Origin of the sequence: Bradyrhizobium sp. I1.14.4, from assembly GCF_050435825.1 — a bacterium.
Lineage (GTDB): Bacteria > Pseudomonadota > Alphaproteobacteria > Rhizobiales > Xanthobacteraceae > Bradyrhizobium.
Window position 1 is genome coordinate 235,466 of sequence record NZ_JBNDLA010000004.1, and the last position, 22,470, is coordinate 257,935.

21 protein-coding genes are annotated in these 22,470 nt (G+C 64.3%); 12 read left to right on the plus strand and 9 right to left on the minus strand.

The window, feature by feature from the left end:
- Positions 1 to 18 precede the first annotated feature (18 nt).
- Positions 19 to 747, plus strand: a complete 729-nt coding sequence (locus ABIB78_RS10930) for a glutathione S-transferase family protein (protein ID WP_429024248.1) — start codon at positions 19 to 21, stop codon at positions 745 to 747.
- A gap of 98 nt (positions 748 to 845) precedes the next feature.
- Here ABIB78_RS10930 and ABIB78_RS10935 read toward each other — a convergent pair whose 3' ends face one another.
- Positions 846 to 1,481, minus strand: coding sequence for a pyridoxamine 5'-phosphate oxidase family protein (locus ABIB78_RS10935; protein ID WP_429024506.1), 636 nt, complete (start codon positions 1,479 to 1,481; stop codon positions 846 to 848).
- A gap of 106 nt (positions 1,482 to 1,587) precedes the next feature.
- On the opposite strand from ABIB78_RS10935, the gene ABIB78_RS10940 reads away from it, so the two are divergent.
- Positions 1,588 to 2,481, plus strand: coding sequence for a LysR family transcriptional regulator (locus ABIB78_RS10940; protein ID WP_429024249.1), 894 nt, complete (start codon positions 1,588 to 1,590; stop codon positions 2,479 to 2,481).
- Between the two features lies 1 nt (position 2,482).
- Here ABIB78_RS10940 and ABIB78_RS10945 read toward each other — a convergent pair whose 3' ends face one another.
- Both ABIB78_RS10945 and pobA read right to left on the minus strand, forming a co-directional pair.
- Positions 2,483 to 2,941 carry a PaaI family thioesterase gene (locus ABIB78_RS10945; protein ID WP_429024250.1) on the minus strand — a complete coding sequence of 153 codons (459 nt, stop codon included), beginning with the start codon at positions 2,939 to 2,941 and terminating at the stop codon, positions 2,483 to 2,485.
- A 265-nt stretch (positions 2,942 to 3,206) separates the two neighbouring features.
- Positions 3,207 to 4,376, minus strand: a complete 1,170-nt coding sequence (gene pobA, locus ABIB78_RS10950) for a 4-hydroxybenzoate 3-monooxygenase (protein ID WP_429024251.1) — start codon at positions 4,374 to 4,376, stop codon at positions 3,207 to 3,209.
- 265 nt (positions 4,377 to 4,641) lie between these two features.
- Here pobA and ABIB78_RS10955 point away from each other — a divergent pair, with 265 nt between their 5' ends.
- The 9 genes from ABIB78_RS10955 (at position 4,642) to ABIB78_RS10995 (ending at position 13,911) form a co-directional block, all read left to right on the plus strand.
- Positions 4,642 to 5,667: a TRAP transporter substrate-binding protein gene (locus tag ABIB78_RS10955; protein ID WP_429024252.1), complete on the plus strand. Its 1,026-nt coding sequence runs from the start codon at positions 4,642 to 4,644 to the stop codon at positions 5,665 to 5,667.
- A gap of 187 nt (positions 5,668 to 5,854) precedes the next feature.
- A complete protein-coding gene (locus tag ABIB78_RS10960) occupies positions 5,855 to 6,364 on the plus strand; it encodes a TRAP transporter small permease (protein WP_429024508.1) in 510 nt (169 codons plus the stop codon).
- 18 nt (positions 6,365 to 6,382) lie between these two features.
- Positions 6,383 to 7,687, plus strand: a complete 1,305-nt coding sequence (locus ABIB78_RS10965) for a TRAP transporter large permease (protein ID WP_429024510.1) — start codon at positions 6,383 to 6,385, stop codon at positions 7,685 to 7,687.
- A gap of 4 nt (positions 7,688 to 7,691) precedes the next feature.
- Positions 7,692 to 8,153 (plus strand): DUF3237 domain-containing protein, encoded by a 462-nt coding sequence (locus ABIB78_RS10970; protein ID WP_429024253.1) that lies wholly within the window; start codon positions 7,692 to 7,694, stop codon positions 8,151 to 8,153.
- A 571-nt stretch (positions 8,154 to 8,724) separates the two neighbouring features.
- Positions 8,725 to 9,519 carry a crotonase/enoyl-CoA hydratase family protein gene (locus ABIB78_RS10975; RefSeq protein WP_429024254.1) on the plus strand — a complete coding sequence of 265 codons (795 nt, stop codon included), beginning with the start codon at positions 8,725 to 8,727 and terminating at the stop codon, positions 9,517 to 9,519.
- Positions 9,516 to 11,387, plus strand: coding sequence for a feruloyl-CoA synthase (locus ABIB78_RS10980; protein ID WP_429024255.1), 1,872 nt, complete (start codon positions 9,516 to 9,518; stop codon positions 11,385 to 11,387). The genes ABIB78_RS10975 and ABIB78_RS10980 overlap by 4 nt, the downstream gene beginning before the upstream one ends.
- Before the next feature lie 21 nt (positions 11,388 to 11,408).
- Positions 11,409 to 12,170, plus strand: a complete 762-nt coding sequence (locus ABIB78_RS10985; protein ID WP_429024256.1) for an SDR family NAD(P)-dependent oxidoreductase — start codon at positions 11,409 to 11,411, stop codon at positions 12,168 to 12,170.
- A 62-nt stretch (positions 12,171 to 12,232) separates the two neighbouring features.
- Entirely contained in the window at positions 12,233 to 12,652 is a 420-nt protein-coding gene (locus tag ABIB78_RS10990; protein WP_429024257.1) for an acyl-CoA thioesterase, read from the plus strand.
- 107 nt (positions 12,653 to 12,759) lie between these two features.
- Complete coding sequence (locus ABIB78_RS10995) at positions 12,760 to 13,911, plus strand: ABC transporter substrate-binding protein (RefSeq protein ID WP_429024258.1); 1,152 nt, start codon at positions 12,760 to 12,762, stop codon at positions 13,909 to 13,911.
- A gap of 88 nt (positions 13,912 to 13,999) precedes the next feature.
- On the opposite strand, the gene ABIB78_RS11000 is transcribed toward ABIB78_RS10995, so the two are convergent.
- The 3 genes from ABIB78_RS11000 to ABIB78_RS11010 are packed head-to-tail and all read right to left on the minus strand — an operon-like array spanning position 14,000 to position 17,543.
- Positions 14,000 to 14,731: an ABC transporter ATP-binding protein gene (locus tag ABIB78_RS11000; RefSeq protein WP_429024259.1), complete on the minus strand. Its 732-nt coding sequence runs from the start codon at positions 14,729 to 14,731 to the stop codon at positions 14,000 to 14,002.
- Complete coding sequence (locus tag ABIB78_RS11005) at positions 14,728 to 16,497, minus strand: ABC transporter permease subunit (RefSeq protein WP_429024260.1); 1,770 nt, start codon at positions 16,495 to 16,497, stop codon at positions 14,728 to 14,730. Before ABIB78_RS11005 ends, ABIB78_RS11000 begins: the two co-directional genes overlap by 4 nt.
- Before the next feature lie 5 nt (positions 16,498 to 16,502).
- A complete protein-coding gene (locus tag ABIB78_RS11010) occupies positions 16,503 to 17,543 on the minus strand; it encodes a branched-chain amino acid ABC transporter permease (protein WP_429024261.1) in 1,041 nt (346 codons plus the stop codon).
- A gap of 178 nt (positions 17,544 to 17,721) precedes the next feature.
- Between ABIB78_RS11010 and ABIB78_RS11015 the strand changes: the two genes are divergently transcribed.
- The gene (locus ABIB78_RS11015) at positions 17,722 to 18,240 is read left to right on the plus strand and encodes a MarR family winged helix-turn-helix transcriptional regulator (protein ID WP_429024262.1); all 519 of its coding nucleotides are present in this window, start codon (positions 17,722 to 17,724) and stop codon (positions 18,238 to 18,240) included.
- 129 nt (positions 18,241 to 18,369) lie between these two features.
- Here the strand turns inward: ABIB78_RS11015 and ABIB78_RS11020 are convergent, their stop codons facing one another.
- The 3 genes from ABIB78_RS11020 to ABIB78_RS11030 form a co-directional block, all read right to left on the minus strand.
- Positions 18,370 to 19,653, minus strand: a complete 1,284-nt coding sequence (locus ABIB78_RS11020; protein ID WP_429024263.1) for a glycerate kinase type-2 family protein — start codon at positions 19,651 to 19,653, stop codon at positions 18,370 to 18,372.
- 22 nt (positions 19,654 to 19,675) lie between these two features.
- Positions 19,676 to 20,908 (minus strand): ABC transporter substrate-binding protein, encoded by a 1,233-nt coding sequence (locus ABIB78_RS11025; protein ID WP_429024264.1) that lies wholly within the window; start codon positions 20,906 to 20,908, stop codon positions 19,676 to 19,678.
- 200 nt (positions 20,909 to 21,108) lie between these two features.
- Positions 21,109 to 22,335 carry an ABC transporter substrate-binding protein gene (locus ABIB78_RS11030; protein WP_429024265.1) on the minus strand — a complete coding sequence of 409 codons (1,227 nt, stop codon included), beginning with the start codon at positions 22,333 to 22,335 and terminating at the stop codon, positions 21,109 to 21,111.
- Positions 22,336 to 22,470: the final 135 nt, after the last annotated feature.

Here is a 22,470-nt window from a genome sequence, read left to right on the forward strand (position 1 = left end):
GGCGATCGGGAGCTTCATATGATTACGCTTTTTGGCTTTGGCACGGGCTTCGGCTTGCCGGAAATCAGCCCCTTCGTGACCAAGACCGAGGTCCAGCTCAAGATGGCCGGGCTCGACTACACCAAGGAAAAGGCGATGCCGCCGGCCTCTCCCAAGGGCCAGCTGCCCTTCATCGCAGATGACGGCGAGACGATCGCCGATTCGACCTTCATCCGCGCCCATATCGAGGGCAAGTACGGCTTCGATTTCGATGCGCCGTTGAGCTTGCAGGCGCGCGCGCAGGCCTGGGCCTTCGAGCGCATGATCGAACATCACGTCTACTGGGCGTTGGTCGGCGCGCGCTGGGTTGACGATGCGAATTTCGCCAAGGGGCCCGCGCATTTCTTCGATGGCGCGCCCGACCACATGCGCGACAAGTTGCGCGAGGACGCCCAGTTCCGCGTTGCCGAGAACTATCTGTTGAGCGGGCTTGGCCGTCACGGACCCGATGAGGACGTCGATCTTGCGATCCGCTCGCTGTTTGCGCTGTCGGTCCAACTCGGCGACAAGCCCTATCTGATGGGCAACGCGCCGTGCGGCACCGACGCCACCGCGTTCGGCGCGCTGGCGGGTATCCTCACGCCCTTCTTCGATTCGCCGCTGCGCGAGCGCACCGAGAAGTTCGACAATCTCGCCGCCTATGTCGGCCGGATGATGCAGCAATACTATCCGGAGTTCGCCTGGGCGCCGCTGCAGCAGGCCGCCTAACGCGCTTTCGAGCGGAATGGATACCGGTTCGCGTGAAGAAAACGCGTCAAAACGAGAGTCCAGAGCCCCGTTCCGATTCAATCGGAACGGAAGGGGCTCTAGGTCGTTGCAGCGGGAGCGGGCTGGCCCTTCAATGCGGCGAGCTCGGCCTCGAGTTCGGCGATGCGCTGGTCGCGTGAGGCGAGGGCTGCGGCCACATCGGCCGCGTCAAACTTCTGCGGGATATGCTGCGGGCAGTTGGTATCCCACGCCGCGACCTTGAACAGGATCACCTGCTCCGGCCGCGCGCGATAGCCTTGCGGCATCAGCGCGCGTGTCAGCGCCGGATCATCTTCCACCACCCGCGCTTCGCCCCACAGCTTGACGCGGCGGCGATGCGCATAGTCCATCACGAAGATAGATGCCTTCGCATTCTCCGATAGATTGCCTTGCGTGATGAACTGCCGGTTGCCGCTGTAGTCGGCGAACGCCATCGTGTGCTTGTCGAGGACCTTGATGAAACCCTTCGGCCCGCCGCGATGCTGGATGTAGGGCTGGCCGTCGGCCGAGGCGGTCGCGAAATAGAAGCTGTTCACCTCGCCAAGAAAGCCGGCGAGGTTCTCATCGACCTCGGTGCGCCAGCCGCCGTGCGACTCGACCTCGGCGTAGGTGTCGCGCGATCCCTTGCGGGTCTGGATCGCCTTCACCGCCGGACTGAATGCGACATCGCTGGGATAGGTGTGAACGTCTGACAGCTGAGCCTCCCATGACGGGCGTCCTCGTCTTCTAAAATGGGCGTTTCTGGATCGTAATCAATCTTGTGAATTGACACTTCACTATTGCTGATTATGCAATGATGCCATGGACCGGATCGACGCCATGCAAGCCTTTGTCGCGGTGGCCGACCTTGAGGGCTTTGCCCCCGCCGCCCGCAAGCTCGGCCTGTCGCCCTCCGCCATCACGCGGTTGATTGCGGCGCTGGAGGAGCGGCTCGGTGCGCGGCTCTTGCAGCGGACCACGCGGCAAGTGACGCTGACCGACGCCGGCTCGCGCTACCTGGAGCGGGCGCGGCGGATCCTCGCCGACGTCGAGGAAGCCGAGGACGCGGTGGAGAGCGAGCGCACCCGCCCCGAAGGCCGCTTGGTGATCTCGGCGCCGTTCGGCTTCGGGCGGCTGCATGTCAGCCCGGTCGTGAGCGCCTACCTGAAGCGCTATCCCGATGTCGGCGTCGACTTGCGGCTGTCGGACCGCAGGATCAACCTGGTCGAGGACGGCGTCGATCTCGCGGTCCGGATCGGGCACCTCCCGGATTCGACGCTGGTGGCGCGGCACGTCGGCCAGATGCGCCGCATCGTGGTGGCATCGGCCGGCTATCTCAAGCTTCGCGGCGAGCCGAAGCGGCCCGCAGACCTCACCGCCCATGACACGATCCAGTTCGGTGCCATGACCGCGACGCCGGATTGGCGCTTCATGGAGGACGGGCAGGAGATCAGGATCACGCCTACGCCGCGCTTCACCAGCAACAGTTCGGATGCCGCCATCCAGTACGCCGAGCAGGACGGCGGACTGACCCGGGTGATGGCCTACCAGGCCGCCGAATCGCTGAAGGCGCGGCGGCTCAGGATCGTGCTGGGCTCGTTCGAGCAGCCGGCGGTGCCGATCCACGTCGTCTATCCGACGACGCGGTTGCTGTCGGCCAAGGTGCGGACCTTCATCGACCTCGTGACCGAGACCACCGACTGGCAGTTCGGATAGCTTAGCCCGCCGGCACTTTCTTCGGCACCACGCGGAACGTGCCGTTGGCGCGCGCGATCGTCACGTCGTCGGCCTTGATCAGGCTCTGCGCGAAACAGATCGTGCTGCCGGTCTTGATCACGTCGCTCTCGATCGCGAGCCATTGTCCGATATTGGCTGACCCGACAAAATCGACCGCGAGCGAGATCGTCACGAACGAGGTGGTCCAGCCGGTCGCCTGGCCGCAGCTATAGCCCATCGCATTGTCGGCAAGTGCTGCGATCAGCCCGCCATGGATCAGGCCGCGGCCGTTGGTGTGCGGCCTGGCCAGCCGCAGGCCGATAACGACGGCCCGGTCGGTCTTCCTCTGGTAAAGCGGCTCCCAGGGCTCGGTGAGCGGACTCTTGCGGAAAAGCGGCTCGAAGCCTTGAGGGACGTCTTGGGGAATATCGGGCACGACTTGAGTATCGGTGGTGGTCATCTGAAGCTCGCGTATGGCGTTGGGTTGACGCTATTGAACGCGATGTAGATGACGGTTTCACCGCCTACAAAGTTTTAAACGGGATTTGCGCGAGTGTTTGAAAGCGGCCCAGTTCGTCATCATCCGCGAAAGCGGGTGATCCAGTATTCCAGAGACTTCGGCTGGATTCGAGAAGTCTCGGCGTACTGGATACTCCGCATGCGCGGGGTATGACGACCGAGATTGCGGAGAGAATGCTGCTCGACCAAAGCATCCGCGAGCTCGCCTAAAACGGCAAGCCCACATAATTCTCCGACAGCGAGGTCGATGCCGCCTTCGAGCTGACGAGATAGTCGAGCTCGGCGATCTGGATGCGTGCAGCGAATTCGCCTTCGTCGGGGAATTTGTGCAGCATCGAGGTCATCCACCAGGAGAAGCGCACGGCCTTCCAGACCCGCGCCAACGCCTTGGCCGAATAGCCGTCGATGCCATCAGAGGATTTCTCGTCGTAATATTCGCGCAGCGCCTGCGACAGATAGTGCACGTCGCTGGCCGCAAGGTTCAGCCCCTTGGCGCCGGTCGGCGGCACGATGTGCGAGGCGTCGCCGGCCAGGAACATCCGGCCGAACCGCATCGGTTCGGCGACGAAGCTGCGCAAGGGCGCGATGCTCTTTTCGATAGATGGACCGGTGATGATCTCGTCGGCGGCCCTCTGGTCGAGACGGCGCTTCAACTCGTCCCAGAACCGCTCATCCGACCACTGGTCGACGTGATCGTCGAGCGGGCACTGCACATAGTAGCGGCTGCGGTGGCTCGAGCGCATCGTGCAGAGCGCAAAACCGCGGTCGTGATTGTTGTAGATCAGCTCCGGCGAGACCGGCGGCGTCTCCGAAAGGATGCCGAGCCAGCCGAACGGATACACCCGCTCGTAGCTGGTGATCGCCGACGCCGGCACGCTGGCGCGGCTGACGCCGTGGAAGCCGTCGCAGCCGGCGATGAAATCGCAGGCGATTTCGTGGGTGACGCCGTCCTTGACGTAGCTGACGCGCGGATGGTCGGTGTCGAAATCGTGCGGTGTGACGTCGGCGGCGGAGTAGACCGAGGTCAGGCCGGCCGCCTTGCGGGCGTTCATCAGATCGAGCGTGACTTCGGTCTGACCGTAGATGGTCACGGTCTTGCCGGTCGCCGCATGCATGTCGATGCGGTGCCGCGCGCCGCCAAAGGCCAGCTCGACGCCGTGATGGACCAGGCCCTCCTGATGCAGGCGGGCGCCGGCGCCGACCTGGTCGAGCAACGAGACCGTGCCTCCCTCGAGCAGGCCGGCGCGGATCCGCCCCAGCACGTAATCCGGTGTCTGCCGCTCGAGAATGACGTTGTCTACGCCGAAAGTATGGAGTAGTTGCCCAAGCAACAGTCCGGCCGGACCTGCGCCAATGATTGCTACTTTTGTCCGCAATACCTGCTCCTCCCGATCGGATAGGCTTTCAGCCGGGCGCTCGCGCCGGACGGCCATCAACTTGCCAAGGCAACTATATCATATAACAGTTTTGGCAAGGCGGATTTGCACGGGACCTGCGTACGCCGCAGCGCAAGATGCGGGAAGGGTCGGGTGCGGCGAGGCGTCCGGCCCGCGGATTTCGTCTTGAATATTCGCGCGAATTAGATAACATGTTAAGTAATGAGACCGGGCACGAAGCCCGTCCTGGAGAGGAGGAGACGTGATGAGGAAGAGTTTGTTGGCGCTGCTGATGGCAGCCGCCGCCATCGTGCCGGCCGCTGGTCCTTCGCAGGCGCAGGACAAGACCGTCAATCTCAAAGTGTCGCTATGGGTGCCGCCGGCGCATCCGCTGGTGCCGGCGACGCAGGCCTGGGCCGCCGACATCGAGAAGGCATCGGGCGGCACCATCAGGGTCACCGTGTTTCCGTCCGAGCAGCTCGGCAAGGCGTTCGACCATTACGACATGGCGCGCGACGGCATTGCCGACGTCACCTATGTCAATCCCGGTTATCAGCCCGGCCGCTTCCCGATCGCGGCTGCGGGCCAGCTTCCGTTTGTGTTCTCGGATGGCAAGAAGGGCACGCTGGCGCTGAACGAGTGGTACCACAAATACGCACCGACCGAGATGAAGGACACCAAGCTCTGCTTCGCCTTCATCCACGATCCGGGCGCGCTGCACGGCAAGAAGAAGATTCTGCTGCCGAGCGACCTTAGCGGCGTGAAGGTGCGCCCCGCGCAGAGCACCATCGGCGAGATGGTGAAGATGTTCGGCGGCACCAATGTGCAGGCCTCGGCGCCGGAATCGCGCGACGCGATCGAGCGCGGCGTCGCCGACGAGATCACCTTCCCCTGGGGGTCGATCTTCCTGTTCGGCATCGACAAGGTGGTGAAGTACCACATGGACGTGCCGCTCTATACGACGGTGTTCACCTACAACATGAACCTCGCCAAATATAATTCGATGTCGGATGCCCAGAAGAAGGTGATCGACGATCACTGCTCGCCGGAATGGGCTTCCAAGGTCACCGACCCCTGGACCGATTTCGAAGCCAATGGCCGCACCAAGATGAAGGCGCTGCAAGGCCACGAGGTCTATCCGCTGACCCCAGATCAGCTCGCCGAGTGGAAGAAGGCGGTCAAGCCGCTGCGCGACAGCTGGGCTGAGGCCGTGAAGAAGGCCGGTGGCGATGCGGAAAAGATCGATGCCGATCTGCAGGCCGCGCTGAAGAAGTACGAGGCGGGGATCTAGCGAGCAGCTGAGGTAAATGAGTCGTCATTCCCGGGCTTGTCCCGGGCATCCACGCCTTACTGCTGAACGGAAATGAAGACGTGGATGGCCGGGTCAAGCCCGGCCATGACGCAGGGTGGGACCTCGAAGCATGGCCGCCAATTCCGAAGTGACCCAAGACGGCGCGATCACCGGCCCTCCCGAGCCGGTGCGCAAGAATATCATGGACCGCTTCATCGATTCGATCGAATGGGTGGCGGCCTTCTTCGTCGGCGTCGTTGCGCTCAACACCTTCACTGCGGTGTTCATGCGAAAGTTCTTCTCGGTGACGATCCCCGACTACTACAATTTCGGCCAGTTCCTGCTCGGCATCCTGATATTCTGGGGCATCGCCGCGACGAGCTATCGCGGCACCCACATCACCGTGGATCTGGTCTGGGCCAATGCCTCGCCGCGCTATCAGCGCTGGATCGACATCTTCGCGACGCTGGTGCTGCTGTTCGTGGTGACGATGCAGACCTATACGCTGGTCGACAAGGTGATCGACACCAGGAACAGCCACATCGTCACCATGGATCTCGGCGTGCCGGTCTGGCCGTTCTTCCTTGTGTCGTGGATCGGCGACGTCTCCGCGGTGCTGTTGATCGCGATCCGTACCTACCGCCTGATCTTCCATCCGGAAGATATTCACGATGCCAAGATCAAGACCGCGGAGTAGACGGCCATGAGTCTCGATTTGAGTCCCGAGGCCGTCGCCGTCATCGGCTTTGTCAGCCTGTTCGCGCTGATGTTGTTGCGCGTCCCCGTCGGCATGGCCATGGGCCTCGTCGGCATCACCGGCTTCGGCTACCTCACCGGCTTTGCGCCGGCGCTGAAGCTGGTCGGCCAGACCACGATGCGCACCGTGACGGACTATTCCTTCGGCGTGATCCCGATGTTCCTGTTGATGGGCGCCTTCGTGTCCGTCTCCGGCATCAGCCGCGAGCTGTTCCGCGCTGCCAACACCTTCGTCGGCCACTGGAAGGGCGGGCTCGGCATCGCGACGATCGCGGCCTGCGGCGGCTTTGCCGCGATCTCCGGCTCGTCGGTCGCGACCGCCGCGACCTTCTCCGCGGTCGCCTATCCCGAGATGCGCCGCTTCGGCTATCCGCAATCATTTGCCACCGGCGTGATCGCGGTCGGCGGCACGCTCGGCGCGATGCTGCCGCCGTCCACCGTGCTCGCGGTGTACGGCATCATCACCCAGCAGGACATCGGCAAGCTGTTCATCGCCGGCGTGGTGCCGGGCCTGCTCGCGATCCTGATGCACATGATCACGATCGGCATTATCGGCGCGACGCGGCCGGGTTTCCTGCCGGCGGGCAAGAAGGCGTCGTGGCATGAGCGCTTCATGGCGCTGCGCGACGTCTGGTCGCCGCTGCTGCTGTTCCTGTTCGTGATCGGCGGCCTCTATGGCGGTTTCTTCGTCCCGACCGAAGCGGGTGCGGTCGGCGCAGTGGGCGCGTTCATCATCGGCATCCTCAGAGGCAAGCTGACCAGGGACGGCATCCTGCAATCGCTGCTGCAGGCGACCCGCACCGCGGCGGCGGTATTCACCGTGCTGATTGGCGCGCTCTGCTTCGGCTACTTCCTCACCATCACCCAGACGCCGCAGAACGTCACTGAATTTCTCACCGGGCTCGGCATCGGCCCCTATGGCGTGCTGGCGCTGATCCTCCTGATGTATCTCGTGCTCGGCTGCCTGATGGATGCGATGGCCATGGTGATCCTCACCGTGCCGATCGTGTTCCCGGTGGTGACCGCGCTCGGCTTCGATCCGATCTGGTTCGGCATCATCATCGTCATGACGGTGGAGCTCGGCCTGATCCATCCGCCGGTCGGCATGAACGTGTTCGTGATCAAGAGCGTGATCAAGGACGTCAACATGTCGACGATCTTTGTCGGCGTGCTGCCATTCGTGATCACCGATTTGATCCGGCTGGTGATCCTGATCCTGTTCCCGCTGCTCGCGACCTGGCTGCCGCAGCGCATGATAGGTTAAACTTATGAGTCCCGAGCTTCAGACCAGATACGTCTTCACCATCACTGCCCGGATCGCGGAGGTGACGTCGGCCGGCGATATCGGCACCGGCGTCCGCCGCATCATTCCGATCATCGGCGGAGAGGTGAGGGGCGCGACGGTCAACGGCAAGGTGCTCGGCTTCGGCGCCGATTTCCAGATCATCCGGCCCACCGAGCTGATCGAGTTGGAAGCGAAATATGCCTTCGAGACCGACGACGGCGCCATCGTCTATGTCGAGAACAAGGGCATCCGGTTCGGACCGGTCGATCTGTTGGAGAAACTGAAGCGCGGTGAGCCGGTCGATCCGAAGCTGATCTATTTCCGCACCGTGCCGAGATTCGAAACCGGCGCCGAGAAGTACCGCTGGTTGATGGAGCACATCTTCGTCGGCTCCGCCGCCCGCCACGCCGATCGCGTCGAGATCGACGTGCATCAGGTGTTGTGAGCGGTCGCGCGGCGAGAAGCGAATTCTCGCTTCGCGCGTGTAAGGAATGCAACGGCGGAGGGAGCCGGAACAGCGTGCTCGCCTCACTCGGAGCCTAACTGAGAAAGCGACACGAAAAGCAAGGCTCGGGCAAATCATGTCGCGAGATAGCGGAGGTATGACTCGCGGACCGAGCCACAAATTCGCTGTCGTCCCTGCGAAAGCAGGGACCCATAATCACAGACGGTCATTGTTGCGCGATCGTGGAACGACGAGTCCCGCTCACCGCATCCGCCGCGGAGTATGGGTCCCTGGTTTCGCAGGGACGACGTGGGGAGGGAGCCGTGGGCGGCCATTCCTCTCCGCTGTCATGCCCCGCGCATGCGGGGCATCCAGTACGCCCGGCCTCTCGGTTCGAGCACCGCTGTATCTGGAATACTGGATCACCCGCATGCGCGGGTGATGACGCCGTGAATGGAATTGCGCTGTGCGCGCAATGACGAATATTCCGATCGTCCTCCGGCGCGCCGATATTGACTCTCTCGCAAATAGTTATATAACATAACTATTCTGAACAGGAAACAATAGCGCCATGGGAAACGCTGCCGATGCGGGTGACGCCTCGCTGCTCAAGATCGAAACGCGAGGGGCGGTGCTGATGGTCGGGCTCAACCGGCCCGCCAAGCGCAACGCGCTGAACGACGGCATCATCCTGGCGCTGCGGGACTGCTTTTCCGCGATTCCCGATGCGATCGGCGCCGTCGTGATCCATGGCGTCGGCGATCATTTCTCGTCCGGCCTCGATCTCTCCGAACTGACTGAGCGCGACGCCACCGAGGGCCTGGTGCATTCCCAGATGTGGCACCGCGTGTTCGACCGCATCCAGTATTGCCGCGTGCCGGTCATCGCCGCGCTGAAGGGGGCGGTGATCGGCGGGGGGCTGGAGCTTGCCTGCGCTGCGCATATCCGGGTTGCCGAGCCGTCGGCTTATTTCGCGCTGCCCGAGGGCCAGCGTGGCATCTTCGTCGGCGGCGGCGGATCGGTGCGTCTGCCGCGCCTGATCGGTGTGCCGCGGATGGCGGACATGATGCTGACCGGCCGGGTCTATTCGGCGACCGAGGGCGCAGCCTACGGGTTCTCGCAATATCTCACGGAGGCCGACGGCGCGTTGCCGAAAGCGCTGGAGCTGGCCGAGCGCGTCGCCGCCAACGCGCCGCTGACCAACTTCGCCGTGTTGCAGGCGCTGCCGATGATCGCCGAGGCCAATCCGCAAACCGGCCTGCTGATGGAATCGCTGATGGCGACGGTGGCGCAGAGCGACAAGGAAGCCAAGAAGCGCATCCGCGCGTTTCTGGATCGCAAGACCGCCAAGGTGAAGCCGACATGAGCGCTGTGCCGTCCGTATCAGCTGCGAGCGCGCATCCGCTGCGCCCGGTCTCGTTCGGCAATCCCGACGTCACCGTCGAGCGCCGTGACGACGGCTCGATCTATCTCCGCCCCAAGCTTGAGCTCACCGATTATCCGGTCCGTCTCACCGACCGCCTGCATCACTGGGCGAAGGCCGAGCCGAACCGCGTGTTCATGGCCGAGCGTGCAGCCGGCGACGGCTGGCGCCAGATCACCTACGCGCAATTGCTCGAGGCCACGCGGCACATCGCCTCCGGGCTGATCGCGCGCGGATTGTCGGCCGAGCGGCCGATCGTGATCCTGTCGGGCAACTCGATCGACCATGCGCTGATTGCACTCGGCGCGCTCTATGCCGGGATTCCGTTCTGCCCGGTGTCGCCGGCCTATTCGCTGGTGTCACGCGACTATGGCAAGCTCAGCTTCGTCATCAAGCTGCTGACGCCCGGTCTGGCCTTTGTCGACGATGCCGACAAGTTTGGCGATGCGCTCCGCGCCAATGTCGCGCCGGATGTCGAGATCGCCGCAAGCCGGGGCACCGTGCCCGGCCGCGGGGTGACGCGGCTCGCCGATCTCGTGGCAACGCCGGAGGACCCGCGGCTCGACGCGATCAATGGGAGAATCGGTCCGGACACGATCGCGAAATTCCTGCTTACGTCGGGCTCGACCGGCAATCCCAAGGCCGTCATCAATACCCAGCGCATGATCTGCGCCAACCAGGTGATGCTGCGCGAGACGCTGGCGTTCCTGAAGGACGAGCCGCCGGTGATCGTCGACTGGCTGCCGTGGAATCACACTTTTGGCGGCAACCACAATGTCGGGCTGACGCTCTATAACGGCGGCTCGATGTATCTCGACGAGGGCAAGCCGATGCCCGGCGGCATCGAGGAGACGGTGCGAAACCTGCGCGAGATCTCGCCGACGGTCTATTTCAACGTGCCCAAGGGCTACGAATCGCTGCTGCCCTATCTGCGCGACGATGCCGGCCTGCGGGCAAAATTCTTCCACCGGCTGCATGCGATGTTCTTCTCCGGCGCTGCGCTGTCGCCGTTCATCTGGAACAGCCTCGATGCGCTCGCCGTACAGGAGAAGGGTTATCGCGTGCCCATGCTGACCGGCCTCGGCGCCACCGAGACCTCGCCGTTCTTCATGTCGGTGCGGCCCGATACCAGCCGCTCCGGCCATGTCGGGCTTCCGGTGTCGGGCAATGATGCGAAGCTGGTCCCGAATAACGGCAAGCTCGAGGTACGCGCCAAAGGCCCGAACGTGACGCCGGGCTACTGGCGGCAGCCCGAACTGACCGCCAAGGCGTTCGACGAGGAAGGCTTTTACAAGTTCGGCGATGCGCTGAAGCCCGCCAACGCTGATGATCTCGATGCCGGTTTCGATTTCGACGGCCGCATCGCCGAGGATTTCAAGCTGGCAAGCGGCACCTGGGTCAGCGTCGGTCCCTTGCGGGCGCGCTTCGTCGGCGCCTGCGCGCCGCTGGTGCGCGACGTCGTGATCGCCGGGCTCAACCGCGACGAACTGGCGGCGATCGTGATCCTCGATCTCGATGGCTGCCGCCTGATCAATCCAGCACTTGCCGCTGGCGACATCGCGGCCGCGGCCAATGATCAGCTGGTGCGTGAAGCCTTTCGCGAACGCTTCGCGCGCGTCCATGCCGGCGCCACCGGCTCGTCGACCCGGATCGCGCGGGCGATCCTGCTAGATACGCCGCTGTCGATCGATCGCGGCGAGGTCACCGACAAGGGCTCGATCAACCAGCGCGCGGTGCTGGAGCATCGCACTGACATCATCGAAGCGCTTTATGCGCCGGTGCCGACGGCATCGGTAATCACACTCGTCTGACTTTTCGAAGAGGAGAATGCCATGCAGTTGAAGGATCAGGCCGCCATCGTCACCGGCGGCGCATCGGGATTGGGCGCGGCGACCGCGCGCCTTCTGGCCGCGCAGGGCGCCAGGGTCGCGGTCTGCGACCTCAACGCAAAGCTCGCCGAGAGCGTCGCGGCCGAGATCGGTGGCATTCCGATCGTCTGCGACGTGGCCGATGCGGCGGCAGCCGAAGCCGCGGTCGCTGCGGCCGCCAAGGCGCATGGCCCGGCGCGCGTGCTGGTGAACTGCGCCGGCATCGGCGTCGCCAAGCGGGTGATCGGCCGCGATGGGCCGATGGCACTGGCCGACTTCGACAAGGTGATCAAGGTCAATCTGATCGGCTCCTTCAACATGCTGCGGCTTGCCACTGACGGCATGTCGAAGCTGGAGCCGCTCGCGACCGGCGAGCGCGGCGTCGTGATCTCGACGGCCTCGGTCGCGGCCTATGACGGCCAGATCGGGCAGGCGGCCTATTCTGCCTCGAAGGGCGGCATCGTCGCGATGACGCTGCCGATCGCGCGCGAGCTCGCGCAGTTCGGCATCCGCGTGCTGACCATCGCGCCCGGCCTGTTCATGACGCCCTTGCTTGCCGGCCTGCCGCAGGAAGCACAGGACTCGCTCGCCGCCGCGATCCCGTTCCCGCGCCGATTGGGCCAGGCCGACGAGTTCGCCTCGCTGGCGCTGCACATGATCGACAACCCCTATCTGAACGGCGAAGTGGTGCGGCTCGATGCCGCGCTCCGGATGGCGCCGCGCTGAGCATGATCCGGAAGAGCATGAAACGCTCTTCCGGATCGCTCATGCTCAATCGAGGGTAAACCATGTTCGTTCATCGGCGTGACGTCCAGATCCAGTGGGGCGATTGCGACCCCGCCAACATCGTCTACTACCCGCGTTACTTCGCGATGTTCGACGACTCGACCTCGATCATGTTCGAAGCGGCCGGCTTCTCGAAGCAGGACATCATCCACAAATACGGCTTGGTCGGCATTCCCATGGTCGATACGCGGGCGAAATTCCACATCCCGTCGACCCATGGCGACTGGATTACCATCGAGAGCCGGATCGAGGGCATCAAGCGCTCGAGCTTCGAGGTGGTGCACCGCGTGTTCAAGGGCGAGCGGCTGGCCATCGAGGCGTTCGAGACCCGGGTGCTGGTCGGTCGCCATCCGGACGATCCCGCCAAGCTGAAATCGGCGCCATTTCCGCAGGAGGTCATCGACCGCTTCATGAAGGGCTGACCTGTTCGTGAAGGGCTGACTTGCAGCCCCTCATGACCTAAAGAAGGGGCTGAATTGGCCCGCAAAACTGGTTTAAACCCAAAAAACTTATCCGCAGGGAGGAATGAATGAGGAAGGCCACTCTCGCCGCAGCAGTGCTCGCAGCTGTTATCGCGCTGCAGGGCGCGCCCGCGCAGGCGCAGACCAATGAGATCACCATCGGCATCTCGATCTCGACCACGGGTCCCGCCGCCGCGCTCGGCATCCCCGAGCGCAACGCGCTCGATTTCGTGCCGAAGGAGATCGGCGGCGTGCCGCTGAAGCTGATCGTGCTCGACGACGGCGGCGATCCGACGGCCGCGACCACCAATACGCGGCGCTTCGTCACCGAGTCCAAGGCCGACATCATCATGGGCTCCTGCATCACGCCGACGACGATCGCGGTGTCGACGGTCGCCAACGAGGCCGGCATCCCGCATCTCGGTCTCGCGCCGTTCCCGATCAATGAGGCCCGCGCAAAATGGTCGGTCGACCTGCCGCAGTCGATCCCGATCATGGGCAAGGTGCTCTACGCGCACATGAAGGCGCACAACATCAAGACCGTCGGCTACATCGGCTATTCGGATTCCTATGGCGATCTCTGGGTCAACGACTTCAAGGCGCAGGCCGTGCCGATGGGCTTGACCATGGCCGATGAGGAGCGCTTCGCGCGTCCGGATACTTCGGTCGCGGGCCAGGTGCTGAAGCTCGTCGCCGCCAATCCCGACGCCATCCTGGTCGGCGCGTCCGGCACCGCCGCGGCGCTGCCGCAGACCGCGCTGCGCGAGCGCGGCTACAAGGGCCTGATCTACCAGACCCACGGTGCCGCCACCATGGACTTCATCCGCATCGCGGGCGCATCCGCGGAAGGTGTCATCATGTCGGCCGGCCCGATCATGTCGCCGGAAACGCAAGCCGACAGCGCGCCGACCAAGAAGCCGGGCCTTGCGTTGAATGCTGCCTATGAAGCCAAATACGGCGCCAACAGCCGCAGCCAGTTCGCCGGCCATTCCTACGACGCCTTCGAGGTGCTGAAGCGCATCATCCCGACGGCGCTGAAGACCGCCAAGCCCGGCACGCCGGAATTCCGCGAGGCGATCCGTCAGGCGTTCATCTCCGAGAAGGAGATTGTGGCGAGCCAGGGCGTCTACAACTGGACCGAAAAGGACCGCTACGGCCTCGACGACCGCTCGCGTATCCTGCTGACGGTCAAGGACGGCAAATACATCCCGGCGATGTGAGCGGGTCGCAGTCCACGAAACGAAGAAGCCGGTCCTGATGAGGGGCCGGCTTCTTACGCTCTCCTGGAGGGAGTGATCTCGTCAACGCCTAAATCGCACTCTCGCCTTCGTGCTGGAAGCCGAGATAGCTCGCGGCGACGCCCTTGTTGGCGGCGATTTCCCTGGCCGTGCCCGACAGCACGAATTCGCCGAGTTCCATCACGTAGGCGCGGTCGGCGATCTGTAGCGCGGCCTGGGCGTTCTGCTCGACCAGCAGCACCGAGACGCCGGCTGAGCGGAGCTCGCCGACGATGCGGAAGATGTCGGCGACGATGATCGGGGCGAGGCCAAGGCTCGGCTCGTCCAGCATCAGGAGTTTCGGCGCGCCCATCAGCGCACGCCCCATCGCCAGCATCTGCTGCTCGCCGCCGGACAGCGTGCCGGCGAACTGCTTGCGCCGCTCCTTGAGCCGCGGAAACAGCGCGTAGACCCGCTCCAGCGAGGTCGCCGCGGTCGCCTTCGCGATCCGGAAGGCGCCGAGCTCGAGATTGTCCTCGACATTCATGGTGCCGAACAATTCGCGATGCTCGGGCACCAGGCTCAGGCCGGTGGCGACGCGGTCCTCGATGTCCAGCGGTGCCATGTCGACGCCGGCAAAGGTGGTGCGGCCCTTCAGCGGCAGCACGCCCATGATGGCGTTGAGCAGGGTGGACTTGCCGGCGCCGTTGGCGCCGATGATGGTGACGATCTCATTATCAGCGACATCGAGCGAGACGCCGCGTACGGCCTCGACCTTGCCGTAGGAGATGTGGACGTCGGTGACCGATAGCAGCGCGCTCATGCGGCGGCTCCGAGATAGGCCTTGATCACGTCGGGATTGCGCTTGATCGCGGCCGGCGTGCCTTCGGCGATTTTGGTGCCGAAATCAAGCACTACGATGCGGTCGGCGAGATCCATCACAAACCCCATGTCGTGCTCGACCAGCAACACCGACATGCCGCCGTCGCGCAACTGCCGGAGCAGCGCAGCCAGCCGCTGCTTCTCCATGTGGCGCAGGCCGGCGGCCGGTTCGTCGAGCAACAGCAGCATCGGATCGACGCACAGCGCGCGGGCAATCTCGACGATGCGCTGCTGCCCGAGCGACAGCGAGCCTGCGAGCTGGTCGGTCTGGTCGGACAGCCCGACACGCGCGATCTGCCGCGCGGCTTCCGCCAGCAGCTTCGCCTCATCGGCGCGGTCGAGCCGCAGCATGCTGGAGATCGCCCCCGATGAGCCGCGCAGATGCGCGCCGATCGCGACGTTCTCGAGCACGGTCATGTCGGGCACCAGCTTGACGTGCTGGAAGGTTCTGGAAACGCCGAGCTTGACCACTTCCTGGGGAGGCGCGTTCTCGACCTCCTTGCCGAGCACGGAGATCTTGCCGCCGGTTGCGGTCAGCACGCCGGTGATCAGGTTGAAGGTCGTGCTCTTGCCGGCTCCGTTCGGCCCGATCAGCGCGACGATCTCGCGGGCATTGACGTCGAACGAAACGTCGTTCACCGCAAGCACGCCGCCGAACTGTTTTCGTGCTTTCTCGATGTGCAGCAGCACGGGTGACGATCCCGGCGCGCGCTCGCGATGCTCCAGCTTCACCGATGTGTCCGGCGCCCTGCGGCTAGCCTTGAGCGGCAGCTTTGACATCAGCCAGGGCCAGACGCCCTGCGGTGCGAGCTGCAACAGCAGCACCAGCATGATGCCGAACACGATGGTTTCGAGCTGGCTCTGGCCGCCGAAGATGTAGGGCAGGTAGCTCTGCAGCACCTCCTTGAGGATCACGACGATGCCGGCGCCGAGCACGCCGCCCCAGACGTAACCGGCGCCGCCGACGACGGCGATGAACAGATACTCGATGCCGGCTTGCGCGCCGAACGGCGTCGGGTTGGCGGCACGCTGGAAATGCGCATAGAGCCAGCCGGACAGGCCGGCGAGCACCGCCGCATAGATGAACACCAGGAGCTTTGCACGCGGCGTCTGCACGCCGAATGCTTCGGCGGCGATATGACCGCGCCGCAAGGCTCGGATGGCGCGTCCGGTGCGGGAATCCAGGAGGTTCATGGTCAACAGCGCGGAGAGCAGCACCGCGACCCAGATCGCGTAATAGATCGCATCCGGGCTCAGCATCTTGAACGAGCCGATCGAAAGCGGCGGAATGCCCGAAATGCCGTCATTGCGGCCGAGGAATTCCAGCTTGCTGAACAGATAGAACAGGCCGATGCCCCAGGCGATGGTGCCGAGCGGCAGATAATGGCCGGACAGCCGCACCGTGACGAGGCCGAGCAGCACGGCCGCAATGCCGCTGACCAAGAGCGAGGCCGGCAGCGTCAGCCACGGCGAGACGCCGTATGCAGTGGTCAGCACCGCCGTGGTGTAGGCGCCGAAGCCGCAGAACGCGGCCTGTCCGAACGAGGTGAGGCCGCCGACGCCGGTGAGCAGCACCAGCCCCATCGCGACCAGCGCGGCGAGGCCGATATTGTCGAGCAGCACGATCCAGAACGGCGGGATGCCCGGCAGAAGCGGGATCACCGCCATCACGAGCGCGAAGATGATGAGAGGGAGCCGCTGCGTCATCGCGCTCAATCCTTCTCTTCTTCGACCTGGGGCGCTGCGAGCGAGCGCAGCACCAGGACGGGAAGGATCAGCGTGAACACGATGACTTCCTTGAAATTGCTGGCATAGAACGATGAGAAGGCCTCGACGATGCCGACCACGATGGCCGCGACCGCGGTCAGGGGATAGCTGACCAGGCCGCCGATGATGGCGGCGATGAAACCCTTCAGGCCGATCAGAAAGCCGGTGTCGTAATAGAGCGTGGTGATCGGCACGATCAGGATGCCGGAAATCGCACCGATGACGGAGGCGAGCAGGAATGCGATCTGGCCCGACAGTGTGGTGCGGATGCCGACCAGGCGGGCGCCGAGCCGATTGACCGCGGTGGCGCGCAGCGCCTTGCCGGTCTTGGTGTAGCCGAAGAACAGCCACAGGGCGACGATGAAGCCGACCGTCAGGCCGTAGACGGCAAGGCTCTGGCCGGTGAAGCGCAGCGGACCCGCGGTCACTGCGGCATTCGACAGCGCCGGGCCGCGCAAGCCTTCGGCGCCGAAGAACACGAGGCCAAGGCCTTGCAGCGCCAGATGGCAACCGACCGAAGCGATCAGCAGCACCAGCACGGAGGTGTGCGCGATCGGCTGGAACGCGATGCGATAGAGGAACAGCCCGATCGCCGCCACGATCAGGAGCGCGAGCGCGATGTTGACGGCAATCGGCGTGTTGGGCCCGACCAGCGCATAAATGAGGCCGAGCAGCGCGACGGGAAAGACGATGTTGAGCGCGACCGAGCGCACCACCAGCCGGGCATGCAGCGCCTTGCGGGCGAAGAACAGATCGAGGGCGAAGGCGACGAGGCCCATCGCGACGGCAAGGCGTGCGGTGCCGGGCACCTGCCCGGTCGCCAGCATGGCGTAGCTCAGCGCGCCATAGGTCACGAATTCGCCCTGCGGGATCAGGATCACGCGCGTGACCGCGAACACCAGCACCAGGGCCAGCCCGAGCAGCGCGTAGATCGCGCCATTGGTGATGCCGTCCTGCAGCAGGAACAGCATGATCGTTGTGTTCAAGGCCGAGCGCTCCCCTCAAGCGTCGGACCGCCGCAGCCGGCTGTGCCGGCCGGGTCCGCCGATATCGGCTGTTGATAGCTGCCGATATTTGATATAGTGCATAACGATTATTGGATATAATCTCAAGGTCCCCGAGCGTCCCGCGGGGTTTTTGTACCGGGATTGCGAGCCTGGAGCGATGACTGTTTCCAAGACCGCCTCCGATGCCCTCCGATCGTCGCGTGCCCTGCGCAGGGAACCGGTCGATCCTGCCGGGGATGACAGCATGCTGCAACTGGGCGAACTGTCCGGATTGCTCGGCTATTCGTTGAAGCGTGCCCAGCTCAAGGTATTCGAGGACTTCCTGCGCTGCGTCGCGCCGCTGCAGCTGACGCCGGCGCAGTTCTCGGTGCTGCTGCTGCTCGAGAAGAATCCGGGCCGCAACCAGACCGAGATCGCCAATACGCTCGGCATCCTCAGGCCGAATTTCGTCGCGATGCTCGACGCGCTCGAGAGCCGCGACCTTTGCGCGCGGATGCGCTCGACCAACGATCGCCGCTCCCACATCCTCGTCCTGACCGACAGGGGCCGCGCCGTGCTGGCGCGCGCCAAGAAGCTGGTCGCCAACAAGCACGAGGCGCGGCTGATCGAGGTGCTCGGGCCGGCAAACCACGCCGCGCTCCTGGAGATGCTGGCGAAGCTCGCGCAGGAGTTTTGACACGACGTCATTCCGGGGCGTCGCGCAGCGACGAACCCCAATTCGCAATTGCGAATTGTGGAATCTCGCGTCACACATCGGGATTCCGGGTTCGATGCTGCGCATCGCCCCGGAATGACGGTGAACTGGCTAGTCTACCAGGATGACCCTGACGTCGTTCACATTGGTCAGCGTCGGGCCGGTCAGCAGCAAATCCCCGGTCTGCGCAAAGAAGCCGGTGGCATCGTTGTTCTCGAGATAGGCCCTCGGATCGAGGCCGATCGATTTCATCTTCGCGAAGGTTGCCTGATCGATCACGGCCCCGGCGGGGTCGGTCGCGCTGCCGGCGCCGCCGTCGGCACCGTCGGTGTCGGCGGCCAGCGCCGAGATGTTGGGCGTATCCTTGAGCAAGCCGGCCAGCGCCAGCGCGTATTCCTGGTTGGGGCCGCCGCGGCCGTTGCCGCGCACGGTCACCGTGAGCTCGCCGCCGGAGATGATCGCAACGCGCTTGCCCTCGCTGCGCGCCTTGAGCGCAAGCCGCGCGTGCCCGGCCGCGACCTCGCGGGCCTCGCCTTCGAGATCGGCGCCGAGCGCGATGGTCTCGTAGCCTGCGGCCTGCGCGACCTGCACCGCGGCGTCGATCGAGGCTTTCGGCTTCGCCAGCAGTTCGAATGTGGCTCGCGCAAACGCGGGATCGCCGGGCTTGCAGCTCTCGTTCCTGAAATCGTCGAGTGCGCGGCGCACAGCGTCATCGACGGAGAGATTGTATTTGGCGACCAGCGCGCGGGCATCCGCCAGGGTGGTCGGGTCCGGCACCGTCGGTCCCGAGGCGATCGCAGAGGGATCGTCATGCGGCACGTCGGAAATCGCCAGTGTGACGATCTCGGCGGCATGCTCGCCGGCGCGCGCCAGCCGGCCGCCCTTGATCCGCGACAGATGCTTGCGGACGGTGTTCACCTCGCCGATCGGCGCGCCGGAGCGCAGCAGCGCGCGGTTGACCTGCTGCTTCTGGGCAAAGCTCACACCCTCGACGGGGGCGATCCAGTTCGCGGAGCCGCCGCCCGTCAGCAGCACCAGCATGAGGTCGTCGGGCGTAGCCTCTGCCGCGAGCCGCAGCGTATCGTCGGCGGCCCGCAGGCCGGCTTCATCGGGCACCGGGTGGCCGGCCTCGACCATCTTTATGCGGCGGGTCGGCACGCCATGGCCGTGGCGGGTGGTGGCGATGCCGACCAGCCGCGACGGCTCGAGGCCGAGCGTGTCGAGATAGTGCCGCTCCGCCGCCGCGGCCATGGCGCCGGCGCCCTTGCCGGCGGCGAGGCAGATCACGCGCCCCTTCGGTGCCGGCCGCAACCGCGATGCCAGCACGACATCGGGATGCGCAGCCGCCACCGCGGCATCGAAGATCGAACGCAGGAAGGGACGACGGTCGGTCATGGCTGTACCTTACGTAACGCGGTCAGTTTCCGGCGATCTCGCCGCTGATGACGTCGCCGAACAATTGCCAGCGCTCGCCCTTGAACTGCATCAGCTGCAATTGCTCGATCGGCTGGAAATCGTCGGGGCCGGTCGACAGCGTCACGCCGGGCAACAGGCCACCCTGCGCGAACTGCTTCAGGCTCGCCGCCTGCTTCATCACATTGGCGCGGGTGAGGTCGTCGCCGCAGCGGCGCAGCACTTCGACCATGGTGGTCGCCATGTTGTAACCCGTCATCGCCGAGGCATCGACCCGGTTGGTGTCGGGCATGTACTTGGCGAGCAGTTCGTCGAACGCCTTCATGCCGACGTCGTCCTTCCACTGCGGATCGCTTGCGTCCTTGGCGTAGGCCGCCGAGATCACGCCCTGCGCATTGTCGAGCCCGGCCGGACGCATCACCGTTGCGGTCGAGGCCGAGACGTTGGAAACGATCGTCACCGGCTTCCAGTTCATCTCGCCGAGCTTCTTGATCGCCTGAGCGCCGAACTTCGGCGTGGTGAAGAAGATGATGACGTCGGGGTTAGAGGATTTCAGCCGCACCACATGGGAATCGATGGTGGGCTCGGCGACTTCGTAGCTCTCCTTGGCGGCGATCCGCGCGGGATCGCTGGCCAAGCCGTCCTCCAAGCCCTTGAGGTAATCCTTGCCCATATCGTCGTTCTGATAGAGCACCGCGACCTTGGCTCCGGGCTTCTCCTTGAGCAGATATTTCGCGTAGATGCGTGACTCGCTCTGGTAGCTCGGCAGCCAGCCCATGGTCCAGGGGAAGGCCTTCGGATCGTTCCACTTGGTCGCGCCGGTGGCGACGAACAGCTGCGGCACCTTCTTGGCGTTGAGGTATTTCTGGATCGCGGTGTTGGAGGCGGTGCCGAGCGTGCCGAACAGGAACAGCACCTCGTCGCTCTCGACCAGCTTGCGGGCCTGCTCAACGGCCTTCGGCGGCGAATAGGCATCGTCATAGGAGACGAAGGCGATCTTGCGGCCGTTGATGCCGCCGTCGTCGTTGACCTTTTTGAACACCGCAGCCATTGCCTTGCCGACCACGCCATAGGCCGACGCCGGGCCGCTGTAGGGCACGATGTTGCCGATCTTGATCTCGGTATCGCTTGCGCCAGTGTCGTATTTTTTCTGCGCCCATGCCGCGTTGCCGGTCGCGGCAGCGACGGCGAGGCCAAGCAGAGCGGTTGCGACACGGTGACGGATCGGCATCGGCATTTCCGGAAAACTCCTTGTTGTTGCCGGCGCGCAGGGGCGCCGGTTTCTCTTCGGTTTCTTGCCGGTTTTCCTAGCGCATTGCCGGACAAAGTGTAAGCAGGCATCGTCCAGGCCGGCCTGCGAGCAGGCACCATGGCTAATGAAAAGCCCCCTGCGACGGTAGCGCAGGGGGCCATTGCCGGTCGACCGCTGGCGGGAAATCAGCCGCCGACGTCGGCGCTGATGATGTCACCGAACAGTTCCCATTTCTCGCCCTTGAACTTCATCAGCTGCAACTGGCTGATTGGCGCGAAATCGTTCGGGGCGGTGTTGATCTTGATGCCGGGCAGCAGCACTTCGGTGCGGAAGTCCTTCAGGTTCGCGGCCTGCTTCATGATGTTCTCACGCGTGAGGTTGTCGCCGCACTGCTTGAGCACCTGAACCAGGGTCTGGGCCACGCCGTAGCCGGTTACGGTGCCGCCGTCGAGCTTGTCGCCTTCGGGGAAGTCCTTGGCCATGAAGGCGTAGAACTCCTTCATGCCGGGATCGTTGTCCCACTGCTTGTCGGAAGCGTCCTTCAGATAGGCGGCGGAGATGATGCCCTGGGCGTTGTCGTAGCCGGCCGGCCTGATCACGCTGCCGACCGAGGCCGACACGTTGTTGAGGAAGTGCGTCGGCTTCCAGCCGACCTCGGCGACCTTCTTGATCGCCTGCGCCGCGAATTTCGGCGTCGCGATGTCGATGAAGACGTCGGCGTTGGTGGCCTTCAGCTTGACGATGTGGTTGTCGATGGTGGGCTCGGAGGTCTCGAAGCTCTCTTCGGCGACGATCATGCTGGCGGCCTTCTGGCCGAGACCGTCCTTCAGGCCCTTCAGATAGTCCTTGCCGTAATCGTCATTCTGGAACAGCACCGCGATCTTGGCATTCGGCATGTTCTTCAGGATGTACTTTGCGTAGATCTGGGTCTCGCTCTGGTAGTTGGGCTGCCAGCCCATGGTCCAGGGAAAGTCCTTGGGGTCGTTCCACTTGGTGGCGCCGGTGGCGACGAACAGCTGCGGCACCTTCTTGGAGTTCATGTATTTCTGGATCGCCGAGTTCGACGGCGTGCCCAGCGAGTTGAAGATCAGCAGCACCTCGTCGCTTTCGACCAGCTTGCGGGCCTGCTCCACGGCCTTCGGCGGCGAGTAGGCGTCATCGTAGGAGATGAAGTTGATCTTGCGGCCGTTGATGCCGCCGGCGTCGTTGATCTTCTTGAAATAGGCGGCCTCGGTGCGGCCGATGATGCCGTAGGCGGATGCCGGTCCGCTATAGGGCATGATGTTGCCGATCTTGATCTCGGTATCGCTGGCGCCGGTATCGTATTTCTTCTGGGCAAGTGCGGCGCTGCCGGATGCGGCGACAAGCGCGACCGCGGCCCCGAGGACCGCAAGTTTGGTGGTAGCGGACATTGTTGTCTCTCTCCCTGTTATCAGACTGATGTGTCACGGCCCCCTTGTTTCGAGGGCTCTTCTGGTTGGCTGCAGTGCTTATCATTTCAGGCGGTCGGTCTCAATGAAAAGCCCCTGCGAAAACACCGCAGGGGC

Bases quoted from the DNA above. Each gene is read 5' to 3' on its own strand.
- ABIB78_RS10930 (WP_429024248.1), top strand. From the start codon at position 19: ATGATTACGCTTTTTGGCTTTGGCACGGGCTTCGGCTTGCCGGAAATC.
- ABIB78_RS10940 (WP_429024249.1), top strand. From the start codon at position 1,588: ATGGACCGGATCGACGCCATGCAAGCCTTTGTCGCGGTGGCCGACCTT.
- ABIB78_RS10945 (WP_429024250.1), bottom strand. From the start codon at position 2,941: ATGACCACCACCGATACTCAAGTCGTGCCCGATATTCCCCAAGACGTC.
- ABIB78_RS10955 (WP_429024252.1), top strand. From the start codon at position 4,642: ATGAGGAAGAGTTTGTTGGCGCTGCTGATGGCAGCCGCCGCCATCGTG.
- ABIB78_RS10970 (WP_429024253.1), top strand. From the start codon at position 7,692: ATGAGTCCCGAGCTTCAGACCAGATACGTCTTCACCATCACTGCCCGG.
- ABIB78_RS10975 (WP_429024254.1), top strand. From the start codon at position 8,725: ATGGGAAACGCTGCCGATGCGGGTGACGCCTCGCTGCTCAAGATCGAA.
- ABIB78_RS10980 (WP_429024255.1), top strand. From the start codon at position 9,516: ATGAGCGCTGTGCCGTCCGTATCAGCTGCGAGCGCGCATCCGCTGCGC.
- ABIB78_RS10985 (WP_429024256.1), top strand. From the start codon at position 11,409: ATGCAGTTGAAGGATCAGGCCGCCATCGTCACCGGCGGCGCATCGGGA.
- ABIB78_RS10990 (WP_429024257.1), top strand. From the start codon at position 12,233: ATGTTCGTTCATCGGCGTGACGTCCAGATCCAGTGGGGCGATTGCGAC.
- ABIB78_RS10995 (WP_429024258.1), top strand. From the start codon at position 12,760: ATGAGGAAGGCCACTCTCGCCGCAGCAGTGCTCGCAGCTGTTATCGCG.
- ABIB78_RS11000 (WP_429024259.1), bottom strand. From the start codon at position 14,731: ATGAGCGCGCTGCTATCGGTCACCGACGTCCACATCTCCTACGGCAAG.
- ABIB78_RS11005 (WP_429024260.1), bottom strand. From the start codon at position 16,497: ATGACGCAGCGGCTCCCTCTCATCATCTTCGCGCTCGTGATGGCGGTG.
- ABIB78_RS11015 (WP_429024262.1), top strand. From the start codon at position 17,722: ATGACTGTTTCCAAGACCGCCTCCGATGCCCTCCGATCGTCGCGTGCC.
- ABIB78_RS11020 (WP_429024263.1), bottom strand. From the start codon at position 19,653: ATGACCGACCGTCGTCCCTTCCTGCGTTCGATCTTCGATGCCGCGGTG.
- ABIB78_RS11025 (WP_429024264.1), bottom strand. From the start codon at position 20,908: ATGCCGATGCCGATCCGTCACCGTGTCGCAACCGCTCTGCTTGGCCTC.
- ABIB78_RS11030 (WP_429024265.1), bottom strand. From the start codon at position 22,335: ATGTCCGCTACCACCAAACTTGCGGTCCTCGGGGCCGCGGTCGCGCTT.